Annotated in this window: 22 protein-coding genes and 1 pseudogene; 9 read left to right on the top strand and 14 right to left on the bottom strand. The window is 72.7% G+C overall.

Going from position 1 to position 23,870, the window contains the following annotated elements; all coding sequences use genetic code 11:
- Nucleotides 1-9: 9 nt before the first annotated feature.
- Nucleotides 10-294: a hypothetical protein gene (locus tag BLU42_RS12725; protein ID WP_157719964.1), complete on the bottom strand. Its 285-nt coding sequence runs from the start codon at nt 292-294 to the stop codon at nt 10-12.
- Nucleotides 295-435: 141 nt separating this feature from the next.
- On the opposite strand from BLU42_RS12725, the gene BLU42_RS12730 reads away from it, so the two are divergent.
- Nucleotides 436-1,350, top strand: coding sequence for a hypothetical protein (locus BLU42_RS12730; protein WP_091074906.1), 915 nt, complete (start codon nt 436-438; stop codon nt 1,348-1,350).
- 4 nt (nt 1,351-1,354) lie between these two features.
- Nucleotides 1,355-1,882, top strand: a complete 528-nt coding sequence (locus BLU42_RS12735; protein ID WP_091074908.1) for a GNAT family N-acetyltransferase — start codon at nt 1,355-1,357, stop codon at nt 1,880-1,882.
- A gap of 58 nt (nt 1,883-1,940) precedes the next feature.
- Here BLU42_RS12735 and BLU42_RS12740 read toward each other — a convergent pair whose 3' ends face one another.
- Nucleotides 1,941-2,687, bottom strand: a complete 747-nt coding sequence (locus tag BLU42_RS12740; RefSeq protein WP_091074910.1) for a polysaccharide deacetylase family protein — start codon at nt 2,685-2,687, stop codon at nt 1,941-1,943.
- A gap of 28 nt (nt 2,688-2,715) precedes the next feature.
- The gene (locus BLU42_RS12745; RefSeq protein ID WP_091074912.1) at nt 2,716-3,810 is read right to left on the bottom strand and encodes an endo-1,4-beta-xylanase; all 1,095 of its coding nucleotides are present in this window, start codon (nt 3,808-3,810) and stop codon (nt 2,716-2,718) included.
- A gap of 356 nt (nt 3,811-4,166) precedes the next feature.
- Here BLU42_RS12745 and BLU42_RS12750 point away from each other — a divergent pair, with 356 nt between their 5' ends.
- The gene (locus tag BLU42_RS12750) at nt 4,167-5,201 is read left to right on the top strand and encodes a LacI family DNA-binding transcriptional regulator (protein WP_091080395.1); all 1,035 of its coding nucleotides are present in this window, start codon (nt 4,167-4,169) and stop codon (nt 5,199-5,201) included.
- Nucleotides 5,202-5,203: 2 nt separating this feature from the next.
- On the opposite strand, the gene BLU42_RS12755 is transcribed toward BLU42_RS12750, so the two are convergent.
- Complete coding sequence (locus BLU42_RS12755; RefSeq protein ID WP_091074914.1) at nt 5,204-6,232, bottom strand: glutathione S-transferase family protein; 1,029 nt, start codon at nt 6,230-6,232, stop codon at nt 5,204-5,206.
- A 91-nt stretch (nt 6,233-6,323) separates the two neighbouring features.
- Entirely contained in the window at nt 6,324-8,576 is a 2,253-nt protein-coding gene (locus BLU42_RS12760) for a LamG domain-containing protein (RefSeq protein ID WP_231918133.1), read from the bottom strand.
- Between the two features lie 232 nt (nt 8,577-8,808).
- Here BLU42_RS12760 and BLU42_RS12765 point away from each other — a divergent pair, with 232 nt between their 5' ends.
- Nucleotides 8,809-10,266, top strand: coding sequence for a GuaB1 family IMP dehydrogenase-related protein (locus BLU42_RS12765; protein WP_091074918.1), 1,458 nt, complete (start codon nt 8,809-8,811; stop codon nt 10,264-10,266).
- A 224-nt stretch (nt 10,267-10,490) separates the two neighbouring features.
- Here the strand turns inward: BLU42_RS12765 and BLU42_RS12770 are convergent, their stop codons facing one another.
- From BLU42_RS12770 to BLU42_RS12780, 3 genes are read right to left on the bottom strand one after another with little or no spacing between them, the layout of a single operon-like run.
- On the bottom strand, nt 10,491-11,342 hold the full coding sequence (locus BLU42_RS12770) for a PhzF family phenazine biosynthesis protein (RefSeq protein ID WP_091074920.1): 852 nt from the start codon (nt 11,340-11,342) through the stop codon (nt 10,491-10,493).
- A gap of 53 nt (nt 11,343-11,395) precedes the next feature.
- On the bottom strand, nt 11,396-12,790 hold the full coding sequence (locus tag BLU42_RS12775) for an NAD(P)-binding protein (RefSeq protein ID WP_091074922.1): 1,395 nt from the start codon (nt 12,788-12,790) through the stop codon (nt 11,396-11,398).
- Between the two features lie 16 nt (nt 12,791-12,806).
- Entirely contained in the window at nt 12,807-13,079 is a 273-nt protein-coding gene (locus BLU42_RS12780) for a DUF2277 domain-containing protein (RefSeq protein ID WP_091074925.1), read from the bottom strand.
- Nucleotides 13,080-13,142: 63 nt separating this feature from the next.
- Between BLU42_RS12780 and BLU42_RS12785 the strand changes: the two genes are divergently transcribed.
- Nucleotides 13,143-14,060: a ribonuclease Z gene (locus BLU42_RS12785; protein WP_091074927.1), complete on the top strand. Its 918-nt coding sequence runs from the start codon at nt 13,143-13,145 to the stop codon at nt 14,058-14,060.
- Between the two features lie 27 nt (nt 14,061-14,087).
- On the opposite strand, the gene BLU42_RS12790 is transcribed toward BLU42_RS12785, so the two are convergent.
- Nucleotides 14,088-14,813 (bottom strand): SDR family oxidoreductase, encoded by a 726-nt coding sequence (locus tag BLU42_RS12790; protein ID WP_091074929.1) that lies wholly within the window; start codon nt 14,811-14,813, stop codon nt 14,088-14,090.
- 93 nt (nt 14,814-14,906) lie between these two features.
- On the opposite strand from BLU42_RS12790, the gene BLU42_RS12795 reads away from it, so the two are divergent.
- Nucleotides 14,907-15,743: a LysR family transcriptional regulator gene (locus BLU42_RS12795; RefSeq protein ID WP_091074931.1), complete on the top strand. Its 837-nt coding sequence runs from the start codon at nt 14,907-14,909 to the stop codon at nt 15,741-15,743.
- A 255-nt stretch (nt 15,744-15,998) separates the two neighbouring features.
- Here the strand turns inward: BLU42_RS12795 and BLU42_RS12800 are convergent, their stop codons facing one another.
- The 3 genes from BLU42_RS12800 to ctaC are packed head-to-tail and all read right to left on the bottom strand — an operon-like array spanning nt 15,999 to nt 19,114.
- Complete coding sequence (locus tag BLU42_RS12800) at nt 15,999-16,394, bottom strand: cytochrome c oxidase subunit 4 (protein ID WP_091074933.1); 396 nt, start codon at nt 16,392-16,394, stop codon at nt 15,999-16,001.
- A gap of 6 nt (nt 16,395-16,400) precedes the next feature.
- Nucleotides 16,401-18,224 carry an aa3-type cytochrome oxidase subunit I gene (gene ctaD / locus BLU42_RS12805; RefSeq protein WP_091074935.1) on the bottom strand — a complete coding sequence of 608 codons (1,824 nt, stop codon included), beginning with the start codon at nt 18,222-18,224 and terminating at the stop codon, nt 16,401-16,403.
- Nucleotides 18,221-19,114 carry an aa3-type cytochrome oxidase subunit II gene (ctaC, locus tag BLU42_RS12810; protein WP_456238002.1) on the bottom strand — a complete coding sequence of 298 codons (894 nt, stop codon included), beginning with the start codon at nt 19,112-19,114 and terminating at the stop codon, nt 18,221-18,223. Before ctaC ends, ctaD begins: the two co-directional genes overlap by 4 nt.
- Nucleotides 19,115-19,323: 209 nt before the next feature.
- Here ctaC and BLU42_RS12815 point away from each other — a divergent pair, with 209 nt between their 5' ends.
- Nucleotides 19,324-20,469 carry a cysteine desulfurase family protein gene (locus BLU42_RS12815; protein WP_091074937.1) on the top strand — a complete coding sequence of 382 codons (1,146 nt, stop codon included), beginning with the start codon at nt 19,324-19,326 and terminating at the stop codon, nt 20,467-20,469.
- On the top strand, nt 20,466-20,696 hold the full coding sequence (locus BLU42_RS12820; protein ID WP_091074939.1) for a sulfurtransferase TusA family protein: 231 nt from the start codon (nt 20,466-20,468) through the stop codon (nt 20,694-20,696). Before BLU42_RS12815 ends, BLU42_RS12820 begins: the two co-directional genes overlap by 4 nt.
- Nucleotides 20,697-21,000: 304 nt before the next feature.
- Here the strand turns inward: BLU42_RS12820 and BLU42_RS12825 are convergent, their stop codons facing one another.
- Together BLU42_RS12825 and BLU42_RS12830 are read right to left on the bottom strand one after the other, a co-directional pair.
- Entirely contained in the window at nt 21,001-21,366 is a 366-nt protein-coding gene (locus BLU42_RS12825; RefSeq protein WP_091074941.1) for a HesB/IscA family protein, read from the bottom strand.
- Nucleotides 21,367-21,527: 161 nt separating this feature from the next.
- Nucleotides 21,528-22,565, bottom strand: a complete 1,038-nt coding sequence (locus tag BLU42_RS12830) for a glycerate kinase (protein ID WP_157719966.1) — start codon at nt 22,563-22,565, stop codon at nt 21,528-21,530.
- A gap of 277 nt (nt 22,566-22,842) precedes the next feature.
- Here BLU42_RS12830 and nadA point away from each other — a divergent pair.
- Nucleotides 22,843-23,849, top strand: a pseudogene (gene nadA / locus BLU42_RS12835) (quinolinate synthase NadA).
- The last annotated feature ends 21 nt before the right edge of the window (nt 23,850-23,870 follow it).

Here is a 23,870-nt window from a genome sequence, read left to right on the forward strand (position 1 = left end):
GGACCTGCGTCAGGCGCGGACCAGCACCCGGGTGTCGTCGTCGAGGACCTCCTCGACCCCGAGGTGCGCGAGGTCGGCGACGAAGCGCGCCCGCGACACCGGCGCGCCCGTGGTCGCCCGCAGGTAGCCGCCGTAGAGCGCGTCCGTGGACAGCTCGCCCAGCCAGGCCGGGTCGAGCCGGAACCAGCGCACGACCGACGGGTCGGGCGAGCCCTCGACCACCGAGGAGGGCGAGGCGGGCGTGAAGGCGGGGGTGGAGGTGTGGCCGCAGGAGGGGCGGCTGACGTCGGGCATGCCCGCCAGCCTGCCCGGGCCCGCGCGCCCCCACATCGGACCGCGGCCCGAGGGAGCCGGGTGCGTCGTCCACCCGTGGGCCGACCCGTGCCCGCCCCTGGGCGGTCGGCCCGTACGCGTCCGAGGCCGAGGATGGTCCGGGTGACCCCGACCGCCGGCACGTCGACCGCCCGTCCTGCGACCACGCCCCGCTGGGCCCTCCTCCTCGTCGGGGTCGCGGCCGCGGCGGTCGGGCTGCTGCCCTGGCTGGCGACCGGCGCTCGGCTGCTGATCCAGAACCTGTGGGCCACGGACGCGACCCCGGAGACGATGCCCCGGGCCCTGCTGCCCTTCAGCCAGTACACGATCACCACGATCATCGGGGTGGTCGTCGTCGGCGCCGCCCTCGCCGGGCTGTGCGCCCGGGCGCTCGCCCGCCGGCTCCCCCGCCTGGGCACGGCCACGGTCGCCACCGGCGTCCTCGCCGTCCACGTGACCGCGCTGCTGCAGACCGCGTCCGTGGTCCGGGCGGGGCTGCGGGAGGGCACGGAGTCCTTCGTCTACGTCACGGCGCTCGAGGCCGTCGCGCTGCTGTCGGTCCTCGTCGGGGTCGGCGCGCTCGCCCTGGTCGAGCGGGCCGGCCGCGCCGGGGCCGTGCTCGGTCTCGCGGTCGGGGCGCTCGCGCTCGGGCCGTGGCTGTCGGCGCTCCTCGTCCTCGTCGACGGCGGCACGACCACCCTCCTCGGCGCCGCCCGGCTGGCGACCTGGGTGCCGGCGGCGCTGGTCGGCGCGGCGATCGGGTGGTCCGGCGTCCGTACGGCGGGCCGGGCCCTCGCGACCGCCGTGGCACTCGTCCTGGTCGCCGTCGTGCCGGCCCTCACCACGGCGATCTCGAGCTCGGCCGGCAGCCGGGTCCTGGCCCACGACCCGCGGGAGATGGCCGCGTACGCCGTGCAGGTCTTCCTCGGCGCCTCCACCACGCCCGCGCTGGTGCTGCCCCCGCTCGCCGTCGCGCTCGGGGCGGCCGTGGTCGTCGGGGTGCTCCTGGGGCCCGTCCGGCGCGGCCGTGAACAATGACCGCGTGCTGATCAGGACCAGGACCGCCGCCGACGACGAGGCCTGCGTCGCGGTCATGCGGCGCACCCACGAGCTGGACGCCTACCCCATCTACTGGCCCTCCAGCCCGGCCGGCTTCCTCCGCGCGAAGGGCGAGACCGACGCCTGGGTCGCCGTCGACGAGGCGGACGGGCGGGTCCTCGGCCAGGTCGCCCTGCACCGGGCCGAGGGCGAGCCCGTCCTGGCGCTCGCGCAGGAGGCGACGGGCCTGCCCGCCGAGCGGCTCGCGGTGCTGGCCCGGCTGCTCGTCCACCCCGACGCCCGGGGTCGCGGCGTCGGTCGCGCGCTCGTCCGGACGGCCGCCGCACGGGCCCGGGCGACCGGGCGCCGGGCCGTGCTCGACGTACTGCAGAGCACCACCGGCCCGGCCGCGCTCTACGAGTCGGAGGGCTGGGTCCGGCTCGGGCCGACGAGCCTCGACCTGTCCGACCGGGGCTTCGGCGACGTCCCGCCCCTGCAGCTCTGGGTCTACCTGGCCCCCGAGGCGGGCTGACGACGACGAAGGGGACCCGGCCGGTGCGGCCAGGTCCCCTCCGTCGGTCGCGCGTCGCCTACGGCTTGACCGCCTTCGCGTGGAAGGTCGTGGCGCCGAAGGGCACGGCCTCGGGCGTGTAGACGATCTTCCCGGCGCACAGGCCCTGCTCGCGCAGCACCCGGGCGATGCCCGGGATCGCCTGCACCGTGCTCGGCGGCCAGTCGTGCATCAGGATGATGCCGCCGTCGGTCAGGGTCGCCGCCGCGGCGACGATCGCGTCGACGCCGGCCCCGTTCCAGTCCTGGGAGTCGACGGTCCAGAGCACCTCGAGCACGCCCACGCGGTCCTCGTCGGCCCGGACGGCGTCGTTCGTCGACCCGTACGGCGGCCGGAACAGCGTCGGCTCCTTGCCCGTGATGTCGCGCAGCACCCACTGCGTGCTCGCGATCTCGGTGAAGCGCTGGGCCTCCTCCAGCGTCGTCAGGTCGGGGTGGGTGAAGGTGTGGTTGCCGACCCACATCCCCGCCCGCCGCTCGGCCCGGACGAGGTCCGGCCGTGCGAGCGCGTGGTCGCCCTGGTTGAACGTCGTCGCCCGCAGGCCCTCGCGCCGGAGCGCCTTGAGCAGGTCGGGCGCCGTCGGGCTCGGCCCGTCGTCGAAGGTCAGGCCGACGTAGCCGTTGCGGTAGGCCCGCTGGTGGTGGCCCTGCCCGGCGTCCTGGCTCGCCGGCGTACCGGCACCGGCCGGGGCGGCCCCGACGACGGCCGTCGTCAGGGCCGCGGCGGCCACGAGCGCGGCCCGGAGGGACCGCCTCAGCAGCGTCATGATCGCTCTTCCGTCCGCGTCGGTGCCGTCAGTGCTTCTTGACGCCCTTGGCGAGCTGCAGGTCGCGCTGCACCGCCGCGTACGCCGACTTGGGCTGGTAGTCCTCGTCGTAGAGGTTCGCCTGGCCCTCACCCGGGAAGACGCCCGGGATCCACGAGTACTTGTCGGTGAAGCCCCAGACCGTGAAGGAGATGCAGCTGCGCTCGAGCAGGCAGCTCTGCAGCATGTAGCTGTAGCCGTTGTCCTGCGCCTGGACCTCGGCCGGGCTCGCCGGCAGCGTGATCCGGACGTCCGCCTCGGTGACGGCGGTCTTGAGGCCGACCTTGGCGAAGCGGTGGAAGTTCGCCTGCATGTCGTTCGGCAGGCCGTAGTCGGTGCTCAGGTGGCCCTGGACGCCGAAGCCCTGCACCGGCACGCCCTCGCTGCGCAGCTCCTTGATGAGCTTGTACGCGGCGTCGCTCTTGGCGTTGATCCCCTCGGTGTTGTAGTCGTTGTAGAAGAGGATCGCCTTCGGGTCGGCCTTGTGCGCCCAGCGGAACGCGTCGGCGATGTAGTCCGGACCGAGCTGCTGCAGCCACAGCGAGTCGCGGAGCGTGCCGTCCTCGTTGAAGGCCTCGTTCACCACGTCCCACGCCCAGATGTCGCCCTTGAAGTGGCCCATCTCGGTGGCGATGTGCTGCTTGAGGATCTTCTTGAGCGCCTTCTTGTCGATCGAGCCGTCCTCGACGCCGCTGGTGAGCCAGGCCGGCAGCTGGCTGTGCCAGACGAGGGTGTGGCCCCGGACCTTCTGCTTGTGGGCCTTGGCGTAGGCGACGAGCTTGTCGGCCTCGGTGAAGTCGAAGCGGCCGCGCTCGGGCTCGACGACCTCCCACTTCATGACGTTCTCGGGCGTGACGCTGTCGAACTGCGCGGCGGCCGCCGTGCTGTACGTGGCGTCGCTCGCCAGCGCGGACGTGTCGATCGCGGTGCCGACGCGCACGCCGGTCGGCTTGGCCAGCTGCTTGAGGGTCTTGGTCGACGTGGTGTCGGTGGCGGCGCCGGCGGCGGGCGCACCGCCGGCGAGCAGGGCGGAGGCGAGCGCTCCGGCCGTGACCAGGCCGACGCAGGTGCGGCGTAGGGACATGGGGTTCCTCTCCATCGAGGCATGGGTGACCCGCCGACGACGTCGGCCGGACTGTGGCTGGGTGCTCCCGACAAGTCTCCGAAAGTTTCGGGAGTCCAACCGGGAGTCGGTCGATGAGAGGGACCTTAGGGTGCCGCCTGAAGGAACGTCAAGAGCGTCTTCAGGGAGCGTGGATCGACGGAACCCGCATCCGCCGAGCGTGGTTCCGGCGTACGTCACGCAGCCTCCTCAGCAGCTCCGTGGACCCCGTCCTGTCAGAAATGTTTCGAAAACTTTCGGGGTCGAGGGCGTGGTCGTGTGGTGCGATGGGTACCTGCAGCGAGGTGCGCGACGAGGCGTGCCGTGAGGAGGACGCGATGACCAGACGTGGACGGCCGACGCTCGCCGCGGTGGCCGCCGAGGCCGGGGTGTCCCTGGCGACGGTGTCCAAGGTGCTCAACGACCGCACCGACGTCTCCGCCCGGACACGGGCCCGGGTGCGCGTCGTCCTCGACGAGCACGGCTACGAGCCGACCGCACACCGTGGCGCCCGGGGGCGCTGGCTCGTCAGCCTCGTGCTCCCCGCCCTCGACAGCCCGTACGCGCTGGAGGTGCTGCGGGGCGTCACCGCGAGCGAGCTGGACGTCGTCGTGTGCTCGCTGGCCGACTCGACCGCGACCGCCCCGTGGACCGCGCAGGTGCTGGCCCCGGGACGCGCCGGCACGATCGCGGTCGTCCCCGAGCTGACGCCGGCCGAGCGGGGCCTGCTGGCCGGGGCCCGCACGCCGTGCGTCGTGGTCGACCCGACCTCGAGCGACCCGCAGCTGCCGAGCGTCGGCGCGACCAACCGCGCGGGTGGCTTCGCCGCCACGCGGCACCTGCTCGACCTGGGCCACCGCCGCATCGGCGTGATCGGCGGCCCCCGGCAGGTGCTCTGCAGCCGGGAGCGGGTCGAGGGCTACGCAGCGGCGCTGACGAGCCACGGTCTCCCGCTCGACCCCGCCCTGGTCCGCTCCGGCGACTTCCACCACGCGGGCGGGCTCGCGGCGACGCGGGCACTGCTCGCGCTCCCCTCCCCGCCGAGCGCGGTCTTCGCCGGCAGCGACGAGCAGGCGCTGGGCGCGGTCGACGCGGCCCGTCAGGCCGGGCTGCGCGTGCCCGAGGACCTCAGCGTGGTCGGCTTCGACGACCTCCCGGTCTCACGCTGGGCCTCACCCGCCCTGACCACCGTGCGTCAGCCGCTGGCCGAGATGGGCGCGACGGCCGCCGCGATGCTGCTGTCGCTCCTCGACGGCGTCCCGCTCGACCAGCCGCAGGTGGAGCTGCCGACGCGGTTGTGCGTCCGCGCGACCACCGCACCCCCGCCCCGCACGAGCGAGGGGCGACGGCGCCCGCAGGCCGCCGTCGCCTGAGGTCAGGCGGCGGCCGAGGCATCGACCGGCACCCGCTCGCCCTCGCGGACCGGGCCGGGCGGCGTGCCGTCGCCGAAGGGCCGGCCGCCGAGCTCCTCGCGGTGGTGCGGCGTCAGCCAGCCCGACACGTCCGGACCCTTGGGCACGACCTGCGTCGGGTTGATGTCGCTGTGCACCACGTAGTAGTGCTTCTTGATCTGCAGGAAGTCGGTCGTGTCGCCGAAGCCCGGGGTCTGGAAGAGGTCGCGCGCGTACGCCCACAGGACCGGCATCTCCGACAGCTTCTGCCGGTTGGCCTTGAAGTGCCCGTGGTAGACGGGGTCGAAGCGCGCCAGCGTGGTGAACAGCCGCACGTCGGCCTCGGTGATCGAGTCGCCCATCAGGAAGCGGCGGGTCGCGAGGCGCTCCTCGAGCCAGTCCAGCGCCGTCCACAGGCGGTCGTACGCCGCCTCGTACGACTCCTGCGAGCCCGCGAAGCCGCAGCGGTAGACGCCGTTGTTGACCTCGGTGAAGACCCGCTTCATCACGGTCTCCATCTCGTCGCGCACCGCGTCCGGCCACAGGTCGGGCGCCCCCGCGCGGTGGTGCTCGGTCCACTCGGTCGAGAAGTCCTGGGTCATCTGCGCGAAGTCGTTCGTGACGAGCTCGCCGGTCCGCTCGTCGACCATCGCCGGCACGGTGATGCCGCGCGGGTAGTCGGGGATGCGGGCGAAGTAGGCCTGCTGGAGGCGCTCGTAGCCGAGCACCGGGTCCTTGCCGCCGGGGTCGAGGTCGAAGGTCCAGCTGCGCTGGTCGTGCGTCGGGCCGCACAGGCCCATCGAGATCGCGTCCTCGAGCCCGAGGAGGCGCCGCACGATGATGGCGCGGTTCGCCCAGGGGCAGGCGCGCGCGGCGATCAGCCGGTAGCGGCCCGCCTCGACCGGGTAGCCCTCGGAGCCGTCGCGGGTGATGCGCGTCGTGACGTAGCGCATGTCGCGCTGGAAGTCCTCGCCGGCCTTGACGTACCCCGGGGAAGTAGAAGCGTCAACCATCCGACCATCGTACCGTCCGCCGTCCGTCCACGGGCGGTCCCGCGGGGACCCGTCCCCGTCCCCACCAAGGTCGGTGGGGACGGGGGCGGGGTCAGCCCTGCGCCAGGTCGTGGTGCTCGGCCACCTGGGCGGCGCTGAGCGCCGCCGGGTAGACCGCGACCTCGTCGAGCGATCCCGCGAGCTGGGCACCCACGCCCCAGCGTCCCGTGGTCGACAGGCTCGGGGCGCCGGAACCGCTGACGACGGCCTTGCCGTCGACGTAGAGCGTCACGGTCGAGCCCGACTGCGTCGCGACCACGTGGTGGTAGGCGCCGTCGTCGTAGGTCTTCGGCGAGGTCAGCGTGACCTTCGAGGACGTGTCCGCGCTCTCGACGGTGTACTGGACCTTGCCGTTCACGGTGCGCAGGTTGCGGACGTAGACCTGGCTGCCGTCCGGGCGGAAACGCACCAGACCGTTGTCGGCACGCTTGGTCGAGAACCACAGCTCGATGCTCGAGCCCGTGCCCGCCGGGTCGTTGGTGAGCGTGCGGGCCAGCGTGTCGTCCGCGCCGGCGAAGGTCGCGGCCGGGTCGGCGTCGCCGTCCACCGCGCCCTTGGCGCCCAGCGTCACGCCCGCGGCCAGCGAGAGCGGCAGGTCACCGATCCGGTCCGGGTCGGAGGTCGTGACCTCGGGGTCGAGGCGCCACTGGTGGGTCGCGCCGTCGGTGCGGACCTGGTCGGCGTACGCCGACGGGGTGTACAGGCTGACGGTGGCGTTGGTGCGGCGGTTGCCGTCGGCGTCGACCGCGCGCACGGTGAAGGTGTAGCGCCGGCCGGGCTTCAGGCCCTTGGTCGTGAGGTCGACGGTCCCCCGCTTCCAGAACGGGTCCGACGCGGTCGCCTTGCCCACCACCTTGCTGCCCGAGACCAGCTCGTAGCGCAGGGCGAGGTTGTCGGTGTCCCACGTGGTCGGCGTGGTGACGGTGGCCGAGGTCGGGGTGGCGGCCTTGACGACCGGGGCGCCCGTGAACGCCTGGGGGCCCTGCTTGGACTTCACGGCCTTGACCTTGCCGGGGACGCCGAGGCGGACCAGGCCCTGCTGCTTGGTGCTGCCGACCTGGGTGAACTCCCCGCCCATGAGCAGGTACTTCGACGTGGATGCCAGGCTCCAGGCGGCCTGGTTCTGGCCGGTGTACTTGCCGGCCGCCAGGTAGGGGAACCAGTTGTGCAGCGCCGGCGAGGGCGTGCCGGAGTAGTCGGGGAAGAGCTTCTCGCTCTGCGCCGTACGGGTCACGACGCCCTTGGCCGCCGTGCTGACGGCGAGGCCGCGGTAGCGCGCCGAGGTCGAGCGGGTGTCGGGGAAGCCGCCGATGTTCACGCAGTCGTGCGCGTGGCCGGCGCTGTAGAGCACCTTGCCGACCGGGGCGACGTCGTAGGTGTCGCCGTGGCAGTCCTGCAGCCACTTGATGCTGCCGTCGGCCGGGTCGGCGGCGAAGGCACCCTCGAAGTCGCGGCTGCCGCGGTAGGCGTAGGCCGAGCCGTAGATCGTGTCCTTGTCCGCCCGCAGGCTGGTGACCGACGCGCCCGAGCCGCCGTTCTTGATGACCTGGTTGATCTTCCAGGGCTGCGTGGCACCGGTCTTCGCGTCGAGCGAGCCCATCCCGTTGGCGTCGACGCCGTTGAGCGTCGTGAAGTTGCCGCCGACCACGATCCGCTTCTTGTCGGGGGTCGCGACGATCGCCGACGTGGTGCCGTTGGCGACGGGCGCCCAGCCCTTGACCAGCGCGCCCGAGCTCGTGAGCGCGGCGAGGCGCGACCGCCGGTTGCCGTCGACCGTGGTGAACCAGCCACCGACGTAGACGGTCTTGTCGAGCACGTGGACCGAGGTCACCTGCTGGTTGAAGACCGGGGCGGCCGGCCGGAGCTTGCGCTTGGCGATGTCGAAGGCGGCGAAGCGGTTGCGCACCGTCGAGCCGACCTTGGTGAAGTCGCCCACGACGTACAGCGTCTTCTTGTCCGAGGAGAGCGCGAGCTGGCGCACGGTGCCGTTGAAGGAGGGCGCCCAGGCCCGCATCTTGCCGGTGTCGATGCTGTAGCCGATGAAGTTCTGGCGCTTCACCTCCTTCTTGCCGGCGGCCGCGCCGGCCGGGCGCGCCTTGCTGAAGCTGCCGGCAGCGAAGACCGTGCTGCCAGCGACGACCTGCGAGTACACGACGCCGTTGATCTGCGCGGTGGGCAGCGGGTCGGTCGTCACCATGGCGGCCGTGCGGTCCTCGACGGGCGCGGAGCCCGCGGCCGGGTCCGGCGCGGCGACGGCCGCCGGGGCGGTCATGACGAGTCCGGTGGCCGTGAGCACGGCTGACACGAGCAGGGAGACGGGAGCGACGACGGCGCGTCGGACAGAGCTGGTCAAGGCGTTCCCCGAGGTTGCGTGGCACCGCACCCCATGCGGCGGCCGCCGAGAGGCGACTCCTGGACTTTAACGTTCAGGATGCTTTCCAAAAAATCTCTGGGGCCACGTTCACCTGAATGTCACACGGCGCAGACGCGCTGACGGCAGGCGACACGGCCCCTGCAGGCGAGGGAGAATGGGGGCCATGCGCTTCCTGCAGCCGCCCCCTGCGACGGACCTGACCTACAGCGACGTGTTCATGGTGCCGCGACGCTCGTCGCTCACCTCGCGACTCGAGGTCGACCTGAGCTCGACCGACGGCGTCGGCACGACGCTGCCCCTCGTGGTGGCCAACATGACCGCCGTGTCCGGGCGCCGCATGTCCGAGACCGTGGCCCGCCGCGGCGGCGTCGCGATCATCCCCCAGGACATCCCCACCGAGGTCGTCGCGTCGGTCGTGCGCAAGGTCAAGGGCTCGCACACCGTCTTCGACACCCCCGTCTCGGTCACCCCCTTCACCACGATCGGCGAGGCCCTGTCGCTGCTGCCCAAGCGCGCGCACGGTCAGGTCGTCGTCGTCGACGACGGACGCCCGGTCGGCACGGTCGGCGAGGCCGACACGATCGGGGTCGACCGCTTCGCCCAGGTGAAGGACGTGATGAGCACCGACCTGGTGGTCGTCGGCGCCACCACGTCGCCGCGCGAGATCTTCGACGCGCTCGCCGCGTCCCACCTCGGCCTGGCGGTCGTCGTCGACGAGGACCAGCGGCTGCTGGGCGTCATGACCGCCCGGTCCGCGCTGCGCTCGACGCTCTACCGGCCCGCGCTCGACCCGGACGGTTCGCTGATGATCGGCGCCGCGGTGGGCATCAACGGTGACGTGGCCGGGCGCGCCGACGCGCTGCTGCAGGCGGGCATCGACGTGCTCGTCGTCGACACCGCCCACGGCCACCAGGACAAGATGCAGTCGGCCCTCAAGTCGGTGCGCGAGGTGCGCGACCGCCTGGCCGACGCCACCGGGCGCAGCGTGCCGCTGGTCGCCGGCAACGTGGTCTCGGCCGACGGCGTCGACGACCTGGTCAGCGCGGGCGCCGACGTGATCAAGGTCGGCGTCGGGCCGGGCGCCATGTGCACCACCCGGATGATGACCGGGGTCGGGCGGCCGCAGTTCAGCGCGGTGCTCGAGTGCGCGGCCGCGGCGCGCGCCCTCGGCAAGTCGGTCTGGGCCGACGGCGGGGTGCGCTACCCCCGCGACGTCGCCCTCGCCCTTGCCGCCGGGGCGGGCAGCGTGATGATCGGCTCCTGGTTCGCCGGCACGTACGAGAGCACCGGCAACCTGATGGTCGACGCGCAGGGCCGGGCGTACAAGGAGTCGTACGGCATGGCCTCGGCCCGCGCCGTGCGGCTGCGGACCAAGGACGCCAGCGGCTTCGACCGCGCCCGCTCGTCGCTGTTCGAGGAGGGCATCTCCTCCTCGCGGATGTACCTCGACCCCGAGCGCCCCGGCGTGGAGGACCTCATCGACTCGATCGTCGCCGGGGTGCGCAGCTCCTGCACCTACGCCGGCGCCTCCACCCTGGAGGAGTTCCACGAGCTCGCCCTGGTGGGCGTCCAGTCCAGCTCCGGCTACGACGAGGGCCGGCCCTTGAGCACGAGCTGGTGATGCTCGCGCCCGGTCGTCCGCTTCGGCTCCTGCCTTCCTCGTCCCCGTCGACGCCACTCGTCTGCGGTTGCCTCACGCCCGTGCCCTGAGTGGCGCCGCCGGGGGGGCTCGTCCAGGCAGGACCGGCTCCCGACCTACCCGGCGCTCGCATCGACGCGGTCGACCCGGGTGCCCTCTCAAGTCCTCCGAGCGGCTGGCGGTCCTGCCCCTCTGCGGCCGGCTGGCTAGGCCGAGATGGCGCTGGCCGCGCCTCTTACCCTCACGCCGGGCTCGCCGCGCTGGACGCTGACCTCGATGCGGCTCGGGCGGCCCATGTCGTCGCCCTGGAGGATCGTGAAGTCGGCGGTCGCGCCGATCTTGTGGAGCTCACGCAGGTAGCCGCCGAACGCCGCGGCCGCCGCGCCGGTGGCCGGGTCCTCGACGACGCCGCTGCCCGCGAAGGGGTTGCGCGCGTGGTAGAGCTTGCGGCTCTCCGGCCACACCAGCAGGACGGTGATGAGCCCGTGCTCGCGCATCAGCGCGGCCAGGGCGTGGAAGTCGTAGTCGAGGGCGGCCAGCCGGGAGCGCGTACGCGTGACGAGGACGAGGTGCTCGGAACCGGCGTTGGCCAGCGACGGGGGGTAGTCGTGGTCGAGGTCGTCCCAGCGCCAGTCGAGGGCCTCCAGCACGGCGCCGACCAGCCCCGGGTCGGCCGCCTTCACGCGCGGGGAGACGCTCGTCAGCTCGGCGACGAGACCGCGGTCGGTGCGCTCCGTGCTGACCGTGACGAGCCCGGCCGGGGTGTGGAACACCAGCTCCTCGGCGGGACGACGCTCGACGAGCGCGACGCCGGAGGCGATGGTGGCGTGCCCGCAGAAGGGCACCTCCTGCTCCGGGGCGAAGTAGCGGACGTCGTAGACGTTCGGCTCCTCCTCGCGCGGGAAGAGGAAGGCGGTCTCGGAGTAGCCCAGGTCGGCCGCGATCGACTGCATCGCGGCCGCGTCCAGCCCACCGGCGTCGAGCACGACCCCCGCCGGGTTGCCACCACGGCCGTTCTCGCTCGTGAAGGCGGCGTAGCGCAGGACCTCGGTCGCCATGGCGCTCAATCTAGACCGGGGGCACCCGCAGGGACAGGGCCCGACCCGCCCGGTCAGGCGGGTCGGCTGAGCTCCTCGAGCCGGGCGAGCCCCGGCGGGACCGCAGCGGCGAGCCTGGCCTGCACGGCGGTGAGCGCCGGCGTGCGCGGGTGCTCGGGCGCGACCCGGGCCGGGTTGAGCGCGACCCGGTCGCTCCACGCCTTGACGTCCGGCTCGGCGCCGAAGGCGGCCGACGCCCGGAACCCCAGGACGTTCATCCGCGCCCAGTCGACCAGCGAGTTGCCGAACACCGATGGCGGGCACAGCCGGTTCTTCTCCGCGTCGTCGTCCCGCGTCGCCTCGACGTAGCCGATCAACGCGGCCCCGAAGCACGGGAAGCCGGCACGCACGGGCTGGACGGTGATCAGCGAACCCGCGCCGTTCTCGCGGTCGCGCTGCCACACCGGCACCCGCGGCGGCTGCTTGAGCCCGTCGGCCGCGCAGTTGACGACCAGGGCGTCCTCGCCGAGCGCGACCGACCCGTCGTCGAGCTCGAGCCGGTCGCGACCGGCCACCCGGACGCGTCCGAGGCGGACGACGTCCTCCACACTGCGCAAGAGCTCGAGCTCCCAGCGCCCGAGGGTGGGCGCCTTGGCCATGCTCGGCGTCACGGCAGGGTCGATGCGCATCATGATCCCGGCCTCCTCGAGGCCGGCGAAGAGCGTCGGCAGGTCCGGCGCGCCCGCGGCGACCTGCATCTGGTCGGCGACCATGCCGAGGTAGACGGTCGGCTCGGGCTGGACGTTCGCGCGGTCGAGCATCCAGGGCTCGCGGGGCCGCACCCAGCGGATGCGGTCGGGGTCGACCCCGTGCCGCAGCAGCCACACGACGCTGTCGGTCGCGGTCTTGCCGGAGCCGACGACGACGTACCGGCTCGCGGGACCGGCGTCGGGCAGGGCGTTGACCGGGACGACGTGCGCGCCGTCGACGGTGAAGCGGGGCGGGGTCTCGGCCGGGATGTCCGGCGCGACGTAGCGGGCGTCGACGACCGTGCAGCGCTCGGGGACCGCGTAGCGCTCCCCCGTCTCCCGCGACACGAAGGTCCGTCCACCGAGGTAGTCGCACCCGGTGAAGAGCTCGACCCGGCCAGGTCCGACCATCCGGCGGGCCAGCACGTCGTCGTAGTAGGCCAGGATCGTCGGCTGGTCGGCCCGCTCGTGCAGGCCCGCCTCGGGCCCGTCGGTCTGCACGCGGCCGCCGCCGAGGAGCGTGGAGGCCACGCCGTAGAAGGTGGACGACTGGTGCAGCTGCACGAAGGGGTACGCGTGGCGCCAGTGGCCGCCGACGCCGTCGCGGCGGTCGACCATGGCGACGCGGGCGTCGGAGTGGTCGATCAGCGCGTCGGTGAAGGCCATGCCGGCGGCGCCGGCGCCGACCACGAGGTGGTCGACGTCGAGGAGTCGGGTCACGGGTTGGGGCGCCGGGTCAGGCCGTGGCGAAGCGGGCGGCCGAGCGCGCCCGCGCCTTCGCCGCCTCCTCCTCGCGGTTCTTCGGCGGCGCGCTGCTGACCAGGGCCTCCAGGAGGTGCTCGGTGGCGTGCGCGATGTCGTGCACCGCCCGCTCGAACGCCTCCTCGTTCGCCTTGGAGGGCTTCGAGGTGCCGGCGATCTTGCGGACGTACTGCAGCGCCGCGTCGTGCACCTCGGTCGAGGTCGCCGGCGGCTCGAAGTTGTTCAGCGGTCGGATGTTGCGGCACATGGCCCCCATCCTTCCTCGCCTCGCCGACCGGTGGAAGAGGCTGCTCTCGTACGCTCGGCGTCCATGAGCGTGCGGGAGCTCGTCGTGCTCGGCACGTCGTCTCAGGTGCCGACCCGGACCCGGTCGCACCAGGCGGCGGTGCTGCGGTGGGACGACGAGGTGGTCCTCTTCGACCCGGGCGAGGGCACGCAGCGCCAGCTGACGCTGGCCGGGGTCCCGGCCGCGTCGATCTCGCGGATCTGCCTCACCCACCTGCACGGGGACCACTGCCTGGGGCTGCCCGGGGTCCTCCAGCGCATCGCCCTCGACGGGCGGCAGAAGCCCGTCGACCTGTACTTCCCCGAGGCAGGGCAGGAGTTCGTCGACCGGCTGCGCACCTCGAGCGCGTCCGGCCCGGGACCCGACGTGCGCGAGCACCCGGTCGCGGCCGACGGCGTCGTCGACACGTGGCCCGGGCTGGTGCTGTCCGCCCGGGCGCTCGACCACCGGGTGCCCGCGTACGGGTGGCGGCTGGTCGAGCCCGACGGGCGGCGCGTCCTGCGCGACCGGCTCGACGCGACCGGCCTGGCCGGGCCGGAGGTCGGCCGGCTGCTGCGCGAGGGCGAGGTGGTCGTCGACGGCCGCACGGTGCGGGTCGAGGAGGTGACCGAGCCGCGCCGCGGCCAGGTGTTCGCCTTCGTGATGGACACCCGCCGCTGCGCCGCCGCGGTCGAGCTCTGCCGCGACGCCGACCTCGCGGTCACCGAGTCGACCTACCTGCGCACCGAGGCGCACCTCGCGCAGGACTACGCCCACCTCACCGCCGCCGACGCGGCCGGGATCGCGGCCGAGGCCGGCGTGCGGCGCCTCGTCCTCACCCACTACTCCTCGCGGCACCCCGACGAGCAGGTCTTCGCCGACGAGGCCCGCGAGGTCGTCCCGGGGCTGGACGTCCTCGCCGTGCGGGACCTCGACCGCGTCGAGGTCCCGCGGCGGCGGTGACGCCTCAGGCCCTGCGACCGAGCCTGCTCACCAAGGAATGGTGCCGGCGTCCTCGAAGTAGCCGCCGGTGGGACCGTCGTCGGGCAGGGTCGCCAGGCGGATCGCGACCTGCGCGCCCTGCTCCGGGGTCCGCACGCCCCGGAAGCCGTTCAGGTCGGTGGCGACGAAGCCCGGGCAGGCGAGGTTCACGAGGACGTTCGTGCCGCGGAGCTCGCGGACGTACTGCAGCGTGACCGCGTTGAGGAAGGTCTTCGAGGGCGAGTACGCCGTGTGGACCGGCCCGACGTCGCCCTCGGGGTCGCTCTGCCGGGTCAGCGAACCGACACCGCTCGACATGTTGACGACCCTCGGCGAGGGCGCCTGCCGCAGCAGGGGCAGGACGGCGTTGGTGACCCGGACGACCCCGAGCACGTTCGTCTCGACGACCCGCCGGACCATGTCGAGGTCAGCCGTCGTCGGCAGGTTCTCCCCGCCGCCGGTGATGCCGGCGTTGTTCACCAGCACGTCGAGGCGCCCCTCCTGGTCGCGGAGCTGCGCGGCGGCAGCAGCGACGCTCGCGTCGTCGGTCACGTCGAGGGGGACGGCGAAGGCGTCCGTGCCGCCCTGGCGGAGACGGTCCACCGCCTCCTCCAGCCGCTGGGGGTCGCGGGCGCCGACCCCGACCCGCCAGCCGAGGGCGCCCAGCCCCGCCGCGATCGCGTACCCGATGCCCTTGTTCGCGCCCGTCACGAGCGCGGTCGTCTTCTCAGTCATGCCTCGATCGTGGCTCGGCCGCCGCCGCGCACCAAGACCGCTTCGGTCAGCCGCGATACCCCTGCGGTATGACGGCAGGACTAACCTCGGACCGTGGAGACCAGGGAGCTGCGGTACTTCGTCGCGGTCGCCGAGGAGGGCCACTTCGGCCGCGCCGCCGAGCGGCTGGGGATCGCCCAGCCCCCGCTGTCCCGCGCCGTGCAGCAGCTGGAGCGCCGCCTGGGCGTGCAGCTCCTGGTCCGCGCCAGCCGCGGGGTCACGCTGACGGGACCCGGCGAGGTCCTGCTCGCCGAGGGACGGGCGGCGCTCGACGCGGTGGAGGCGGCGGGCCGACGGGCGTCCCGGGCGGCCGGCCCTGCCGCCGTCGTGCTGGCGACAAAGGCCGGCGCCTCCAGCGAGCTGCTGGCCAAGCTGCTCGGGGCGTACGCGGCCGAGCCGGGCTCCGTCCACGTCGAGGTCGCGCTGTGCGGGATCGGCGAGCAGGGCGCCATGCTGCGCGACGGCCGCGCGGACGTGGCGCTCCTGCACCGCCCGTTCGACTCCGTGGCGGGCCTCGACGTCGAGGAGCTCGGCACCGAGGGTCAGGTCCTCGTCGTCCCCGCCGGGCACCCGGTGACGCTGCGGCCCCGGCTCCGGCTCGACGAGGTGGACGACCTCGAGGGGCTCCCGCCGCTGCGCTGGCGCCGGGCCGACGGCACCTACCCGCCCGGTCCCGGCGCCGAGATCCACGAGCACGTCCAGATGCTGCAGCTGGTCGGCCTCGGCCGGGGTTCCGTCCTCCTGCCCGAGTCCGTACGCCCGCTGCTCGGCTCCGACCTCGCGGCCGTGCCCGTCGTGGACGCCCCGCTCGTCACCACGGTCATCGCCTGGCCCGCGCACAGCCGTTCCCGCACCGTCGCCGACCTCGTCCGGACGGCGACCCGCCTCTAGCCCGGGCGGTCGCCCGCGCCCTTCGACAGGCTCAGGGATCGTGGTCGGCCCGCAGCCGCCGAGCAGAACTCTTCCGGCTCCCGGCTCGACTGCGCCGTCGTGAGCGTCGGGTAGGTCAGGCGCCGGTCACGCCTGGACGAACGAACGGTGACGCCACTCGACCCGCAGACGAGAGTTCGTCGGCGAACGAGTGGCGTCAGCGTTCGAGAGGAAGGCGTGATCGTCAGCGCCTGACCGGGCGCGAACGACATAGGTCTAGTGCGCGTGGTCCCCGCGGTAGTACTCGAAGACCAGGCCCATCAGGGTGACCGCGCCGAAGGCGAAGCCCAGGATCATCAGCCACCAGCCGAACACCGGCCCGAGGATGACGAACGTGAACGACACCGCGACGAACAGCGGCCACTTGCTCTGCGGCGGGAAGAAGCCGAGCTCGCCGGCCCCCTCCGCGATCTCGCCGGACTTCTTGTCCTCCGGGCGAGGGTCGATGCGCCGCGCGATGAGGCCCAGGTAGAGGGCGATCATCAGCACGAGGAAGAACGTCAGGATCAGCGCAGCGGTCCCCGTGGGGTCGTTGCTCATGAGCCAGTAGATCGGTGTGATGGCGGCGACGAACACCGCCAGGGCCACGAAGACCCAGGTCTCAGCCTTCATCGGTGCTCAGCCCCTGTCCCTCTGGTCGTCCGGCGCGGCCGGTGACTGGTTCGGGTGGTCCTCGTCGAAGACCGCGACCGGGTCGGTCGTGGTGCCCTCGACGCGGGCCTTCAGCTCGTCCGGACGGCCGGTGTCGTCCGCGGCGTCGACGAGCGTGTCACGCAGCTCGCCGTCGAAGCCGTTGTACTCCGAGAGGGCGACCTCGGGGTGGTGCAGGTCGAACGCCGGCGCCTCGGAACGGATACGCGGGATCGAGGTGAAGTTGTGCCGAGGCGGCGGGCACGACGTCGCCCACTCCAGGCTGCGACCCCAACCCCACGGGTCGTCCACACCCACCCGCGGGTTGTTCCTGCTCTTCCACACGTTGTACACGAACGGCAGCATCGACGCCCCGAGCAGAAACGCCCCCGCCGAGGAGATCTGGTTCAACACCGTGAACCCCTCGTTCGGCAGGTAGTCCGCATAACGGCGGGGCATGCCCTCCACACCCAGCCAGTGTTGGACCAGGAACGTCGCCTGGAACCCGATGAACAACAACCAGAAGTGCACCTTGCCCAACCGCTCGTCCAACATGTAACCCGTGAACTTCGGCCACCAGAAGTAGAACCCCGCGAACATCGCGAACACCACCGTGCCGAACACCACGTAGTGGAAGTGCGCCACCACGAAATAACTGTCGGACAAGGCGAAGTCCAGCGGCGGCGACGCCAGCACCACACCGGTCAACCCGCCGAACAGGAACGTCACCAGGAAGCCCACCGCCCAGAGCATGGGAGTGCGCATCGCGATGTTCCCGCCCCACATCGTGCCGATCCAGTTGAAGAACTTCACCCCCGTCGGCACCGCGATCAGAAACGTCATGAAGCTGAAGAACGGCAGGTTCACCGCACCCGTCACGTACATGTGGTGCGCCCACACCGCCACGCTCAACGCCGCGATGCTCAACGTCGCGCCGACCAGGCCCACGTAACCGAAGATCGGCTTGCGGGAGAACACCGGGAGGATCTCGGTGATGATGCCGAAGAACGGCAACGCGATGATGTACACCTCGGGGTGACCGAAGAACCAGAACAGGTGCTGCCACAAGATCGGCCCCCCGTTGCCGGCGTCGAACACGTGCGCACCCAGCTTCCGGTCCGCCTCCAAGACGAGCAGCGCCGCGGCCAGGATCGGGAACGCGATCAGCACCAGAATGCTCGTGACCAGGATGTTCCAGGTGAAGATCGGCATCCGGAACATCGTCATCCCCGGCGCCCGCATCGTCAGGATCGTGGTGATGAAGTTCACCGCACCCAGAATCGTCCCGAGCCCCGCCATGTAGAGACCCATGATCCACAAGTCCCCACCCACACCCGGCGAGTTCACCGCATCACTCAGCGGGGCGTAGGCGAACCAGCCGAACGACGCGGGACCCGACGGGGACAAGAACCCCGACACCGTCACCAGACCACCGAACAAGAACAACCAGTACGACAGCATGTTCAACCGCGGGAACGCCACATCCGGGCTCCCGATCTGCAATGGCATGATCGCGTTCGCGAACCCCGCAAACAACGGCGTCGCGAACAGCAGCAACATGATCGTGCCGTGCATCGTGAAGAACTGGTTGTACGTCTCATAGCTCATGTACTGCAAACCCGGGAACGCCAGCTCAGCCCGGATCCCCAGGGCAAGAATGCCGCCGAAGAAGAAGAACAACATCGTCGTCACGAAATAGAGATTCCCGATCACCTTGTGATCGGTCGTCACCATCCACTTCCACGAGATCGTCCCCAGCTGCCGCTTCGGCAGGGCGATCTCGGGGGTGGCGGTGCGCTGGAGCGTCGTCATCGCGTACCTCCCTGCACGCCGGCAGGTGCGCCGTCGCTGGTGTCCGGGTTGGACGTGTTGCCCGGTTCGCCGACCGGGTTGGGAATGGCTGCGCCCTTGACCTGACCGGTCTGGCCGCGGTCGGCCAGGGTCTTCAGGTGGGCCTCGTACTCGGCCTGGCTCACGATGTGCACCTCGAAGAGCATCGCCGAGTGGTAGGTGCCGCAGAGCTCGGCGCACTTGCCGCGGTAGACGCCCTCGCGGTTGGGGGTGACGGTGAAGTGGTTGTCACGGCCCGGGATGACGTCCATCTTCTCGTAGAACGCCGGCACCCAGAAGGAGTGGTTGACGTCGGGCGAGGAGAGGTTGAAGCGCACCGTCTTGTTGACCGGCAGGTAGAGGGTCGGACGCACGTTGATGGTGCCCGACTCCCAGACGTCGGTCCCGACGCTGGCGATGTCGGCCGACTCGTAGTTGAAGCTCCACGACCACTTCTGGCCCACGACGTCGACGGTCACGTCGGGGTCGGGGTTCTTCTGGACGGTGTCCTGCGCCAAGATCGTGTAGTAGAAGAGCACGCCGATGACGACGAACGGCGCCACCGTGTAGAAGATCTCCATCGGCAGGTTGTAGCGGTTCTGCCGGGGCATCTCGTTGTGGTTGCTCTTGTAGCGCAGCGCGGCCCAGCCGATCAGGCCCCAGACCGCGATGCCGATCGAGCCGGCCGCGATCCACGTGCCGATCCAGAGGTTGCCGATCGCGGGGGCCTGGTCGGTGGCAGCCACCGGCAGCCCGAGCCGCTTGAGCTCACCGACGGTGTCGGCCGAGCAGCCGGCCAGCAGCGTGAGGGCGACGCCGCACAGTGCCAGCGTCGCGCGGAGTCCGACGCGTCGCGCTCGTTGCCTGGTCACGCCCACCTGTGCCTCTCCTCGGGCCGGGTCCGCCTCGGGCGGACCTCGACCTCGTCACTCGTACGTCTTGCCTGCGCTCCCGCCGGGGAGCACCCGCCGGAAGGCCTGTGACGCAGGTGGTTGAAGGGCCGCCTGCGGCAGGGTCGTGCTGCCTCACACTAACGCAGGAGACCGACACCTCCCGTGCGCGCCCGGGCTATCTTTCCCGTGTGGCAGAGGGGCTCTCGTCGGTGTTCCTCGACTGTTCTTCGGGCGAGCCGACGCTGCCGGAGGCGCGTGCGGCGTGGCAAACGGCGTCGACCTCCGGCTGGGGTGACCCACGTCGCCTCCACCGGCCCGGACGGCTCGCCTCGCAGGCGCTCGACGCGGTGCGGGAGCGTGTCGCGACTCACGTCGGCGCCCGTCCCGACGAGGTCGTCCTCACCGGTCCGCTGGCCCCCACCGCGCAGGCCGCGGTCGCCGGGCTCGCCCTCGGACGGCGCCGTACCGGGTCCGCGGTCGTCACCTCGAGCGTCGAGCACTCCGCGGTCCTGGCCGCGGCCGCCGCGGTCGGCGACGCCGTGCAGGTCCCGGTCGACCGGCTCGGCCGGCTCGACCTCGACGCCTGGACGGAGGCGGTCGGCCGGCCCGGCGTCGCCCTGGCCTGCCTCCAGGTCGCCAACCACGAGGTCGGGACGCTCCAGCCGTACGCGGCGGCGGCCGACGCCTGCCGCGCGGCCGGCGTACCGCTGGTCCTGGACGCGACCACCGCCCTGGGCCGGCTCGATACCACCGACCTCGGCGCCTGGTCGGTGCTGCTCGGCTGGGCCGGGGCCTTCGGCGGCCCGGCCTCGGTGGGCTTCATGGTGGTGAGGCGCGGCACCCGGTGGCGTGCGCCCTACCCGACCGACGACCACCAGCAGGGGCGCTGGCCCGGGGCGGTGGACGTCCCCGCGGCGTGGGCAGCCGCGGCGGCGCTCGACGCCGTCGTGGCGGACCGGGACGCGGTCGCCGAGCGGCAGCGCCGCCTGGTCGACCGGCTGCGCGACGGCGTGGCCGGCCGCGTCCCGGACGTCGACCTCGCCGGCGACCCGGTCGACCGCGTCCCCCACCTGCTGACCTTCTCGGCGCTCTACGTCGACGGGGAGGCACTGACCCTGGAGCTGGACCGCGCGGGCTTCGCCGTGGCCAGCGGGTCGGCCTGCAGCGCCGGCAGCGAGCACCCCTCGCACGTCCTCGCCGCGATGGGCGCGCTCACCCACGGCAACGTGCGTGTCGGCCTGACCCGGACGACGACCGAGGCCGAGGTCGACGCCTTCCTCGACGTGCTGCCCGGCGTGGTGTCCGAGATCCGCGCCCGGCTGGGCGCGACGTGAGCACCGCCAACGCCCCCGCGCTGACCCTCGACTGCACGGGCCTGCGCTGCCCGCGCCCGATCATCGAGATCGCCCGCCACATCACCGAGGTCGAGGTCGGCGCCCTCGTCGAGCTCCTGGCCGACGACCCCGCCGCCGAGCCCGACGTCGCCGCCTGGTGCCGCATGCGCGGCCACGAGCTGATCGGTTCCGCTCCCCCGAGGTTCCTGGTCCGCCGCTCGCACTGAATCGTCTGCCTCCGCTTCGCTACGGCGCGCCCGGGGCTCTGGTCCGCTGCCTTCCTCCCTGCGGCAGGAGGCTCGCGAGCAGGCACTCGGGCACCCACGTGCCGCGTGGCCTCCTGCCTCCGGTCGTCCAGGCAGCGGCGCCCCGGTCGGCGTCGGTCAGCTTCCGGTGGTTCTGTCCTCGCCTCGCCTGATTCCGGCCGGATCGGTGTCACACCAGCAGAGGCGGACACCCCCGAACAACACGACGCCCTGCCCCCGGACTCGGTGGGGGCAGGGCGTCGTGAGACCTGTCAGGCGTTGCGGCTCAGTGGAAGCTGTCGCCGCAGGCGCAGGAGCCCGTCGCGTTCGGGTTGTCGATCGTGAAGCCCTGCTTCTCGATCGTGTCCACGAAGTCGATCGTGGCACCCATGAGGTACGGCGCGCTCATGCGGTCCGTGACGACGCCCACGCCGCCGAAGTCCTTGCGGACGTCGCCGTCGAGCTGGCGCTCGTCGAAGAAGAGCTGGTAGCGCAGACCGGAGCAGCCTCCGGGCTGCACGGCCACGCGGAGCGCCAGGTCGTCGCGGCCCTCGGACTCGAGGAGCGCCTTGACCTTGCCGGCGGCCTCGTCGGTCAGGAGGACACCGTCCGCGGGCGCGGTGGTGATGTCGATGTTCGTGGTGGCGGTCATGAGGTCTCCCCTCGTCGGCCCGGATGCTGCTGCTCGGGTAGCGCAACCCGTCCGAGGCGGATCGTGTTCCCGGGTCTCATGGTAGATCCGTCGGGCACGAGCGCCCAAGCGATCCGCAAGGACAGTGTCACGGGTCTCAACGTCAGCCGCCGAGCCGGGCGTCACCAGCGCCAGGTGCGGCCCACCCGTCGAGCGGTCTCGGCGAGCTCGTCGGCCCCCACCGCGCCACCGGGCGCGTCGTCGTCTGAGCCGTGCACCGGATAGGCGGCCTCGACGCCCATCGTGCGCATCTCGCGGGCGCCGATCACGACCTCGCCGGCCACCACCACGCAGGGGGCGAGGAGCCGGGAGGCCAGGGCCGCCGCCGCCGCGATCACCCCGCCCCCGCGGTGCGCGAAGTCGAAGACCGAGCAGCCCGTGACGACGAGGTCGACCGGGCCGGTGATGCCGCCCAGCGCGAGCTCGGGCCCGCCGACCAGCCGTCCGCCGAGCGCGAGCACGGCGAGAGCCGTGCCGCCGCAGGCGCCGGCGCCCGGGACGCTCCCGAGCCCGTCGCCGGACAGCTCGGCCAGGCGCTGCAAGCCCGCGTCGGCCGCGAGCAGCGGCTCGGCGTCGTCACCGACCGCCCGCCCGCGGACCGAGGTGATGCCGCGCAGACCGAGCAGGGGGGTGGAGCGCTGCGCGGCCGGGACGACGCCGACCAGGTCGGTCCCCGCCAGCCGACCGCGAGCCGCCTCAAGGTCGAGCCGGGTAAGGCCGCGGAGCCCGGCGGTCCCGGCCGTCAGGTCGACGTCCGCCTCGGCACCGAGCGCGGCGAGGAGCCCGGCCCCGCCGTCGTGGACGTCGTCGCCCACCAGGTCGACGAGCAGCGCCCCGGTGGCGGGCAGGCTGTCGGCGACGAGGCGGCCCAGCGGGAGCGAGCTGGCCGCGTACGGGACCGGCCCCTCCCCCGGCCCGTCGCCCGGCAGGCCGAGCGCGGTCCCGAGCGGCCCACGGGCGCGGACCCCGACCCGGCCGTTGACGACGACGGGCTCCTCCGCCACGCCCCACCGGTCGGCGACGGCCCCGACGAAGCCCGCTCCGGCCTCGCCCACCGGCACGACCGCGGTCCGCTGCCCCGGCCAGCCCTCGGCGAGGCAGCGTCCGGCCTCGGCCGAGGAGAGGCCCCCGACGGCGTCGGAGCACACGAGCACGCGCACCCGCCGCATCCTGCCAGCGCCGGGTGCATCCGGCCGCGCACGTGACGGAGCAGACGTCGCCCGAAGCGGCCGGTGCCCGGCTCACAGGTAGAATTCAGGCGTGACGACGACGCCCGCACCGACCCGTACGCCGCTGTCGCTGTTCGTGCTCGGGCAGGGCTCCGACCCCCGCTCCGAGCGCGGCGTCGAGTGCCCCGGCGACCTGCCTCCCGCCTCCGACCCGGCCCTCGTCGAGCGCGCCCGGCGCGCCAAGGCGGCGCTGGGCGAGCGGGTCTTCGTGCTCGGCCACCACTACCAGCGCGACGAGGTCATCCAGTTCGCCGACGTGACCGGTGACTCCTTCAAGCTCGCCCGCGAGGCCGCGGCCCGGCCCGAGGCGGAGTACATCGTCTTCTGCGGCGTGCACTTCATGGCCGAGTCGGCCGACATCCTCACCAGCGCCGAGCAGAAGGTCGTCCTGCCCGACCTCGCCGCCGGCTGCTCGATGGCCGACATGGCCCGGCTCGCGCAGGTCGAGGACTGCTGGGACGTGCTCGCCGACGCGGGCGTCGCCGACGTGACCGTCCCGGTCACCTACATGAACTCCTCCGCCGACATCAAGGCCTTCTGCGGCCGCGAGGGCGGCGTCGTGTGCACCTCGTCCAACGCCAAGAAGGTCCTCGAGTGGGCCTTCGCGCGGGGCGAGAAGGTGCTCTTCCTCCCCGACCAGCACCTCGGGCGCAACACCGCCGTCCTGGAGATGGGGATCGGCCTCGACGAGTGCGTGCTCTACGACCCGCACCAGGTCAACGGTGGGCTGAGCGTCGAGCAGCTGCGCGCGGCGAAGATGATCCTGTGGAAGGGCCACTGCTCGGTCCACGGCCGCTTCACCCCGAGGCGGTGACGGACGTGCGTGAGCGGGTCCCCGGCGTGAAGGTGATCGTCCACCCGGAGTGCCAGCACGAGGTCGTGCTGATGGCCGACGAGGTCGGCTCGACCGAGTTCATCATCAAGGCCGTCGAGTCGGCGCCGCCGGGCACGCGGTGGGCCGTCGGGACCGAGCTCAACCTCGTGCAGCGCCTCGCCAAGGCCCACCCGGAGCAGGAGATCACCTTCCTCGAGCAGCACGTCTGCTACTGCTCGACGATGAACCGCATCGACCTGCCCCACCTCGTCTGGGCCCTGGAGAACCTCGTCGACGGCCACGTCGTCAACCAGGTCACGGTCGACGCCGACACCGAGCACCACGCGCTGGTCGCCCTGCAGCGCATGCTCGACCTCCCCGGCGAGACCACCAAGGACTGACGCAGTCGGCTCCGCCGAGGT

Origin of the sequence: Microlunatus sagamiharensis, from assembly GCF_900105785.1 — a bacterium.
GTDB classification, from domain to species: domain Bacteria; phylum Actinomycetota; class Actinomycetes; order Propionibacteriales; family Propionibacteriaceae; genus Microlunatus; species Microlunatus sagamiharensis.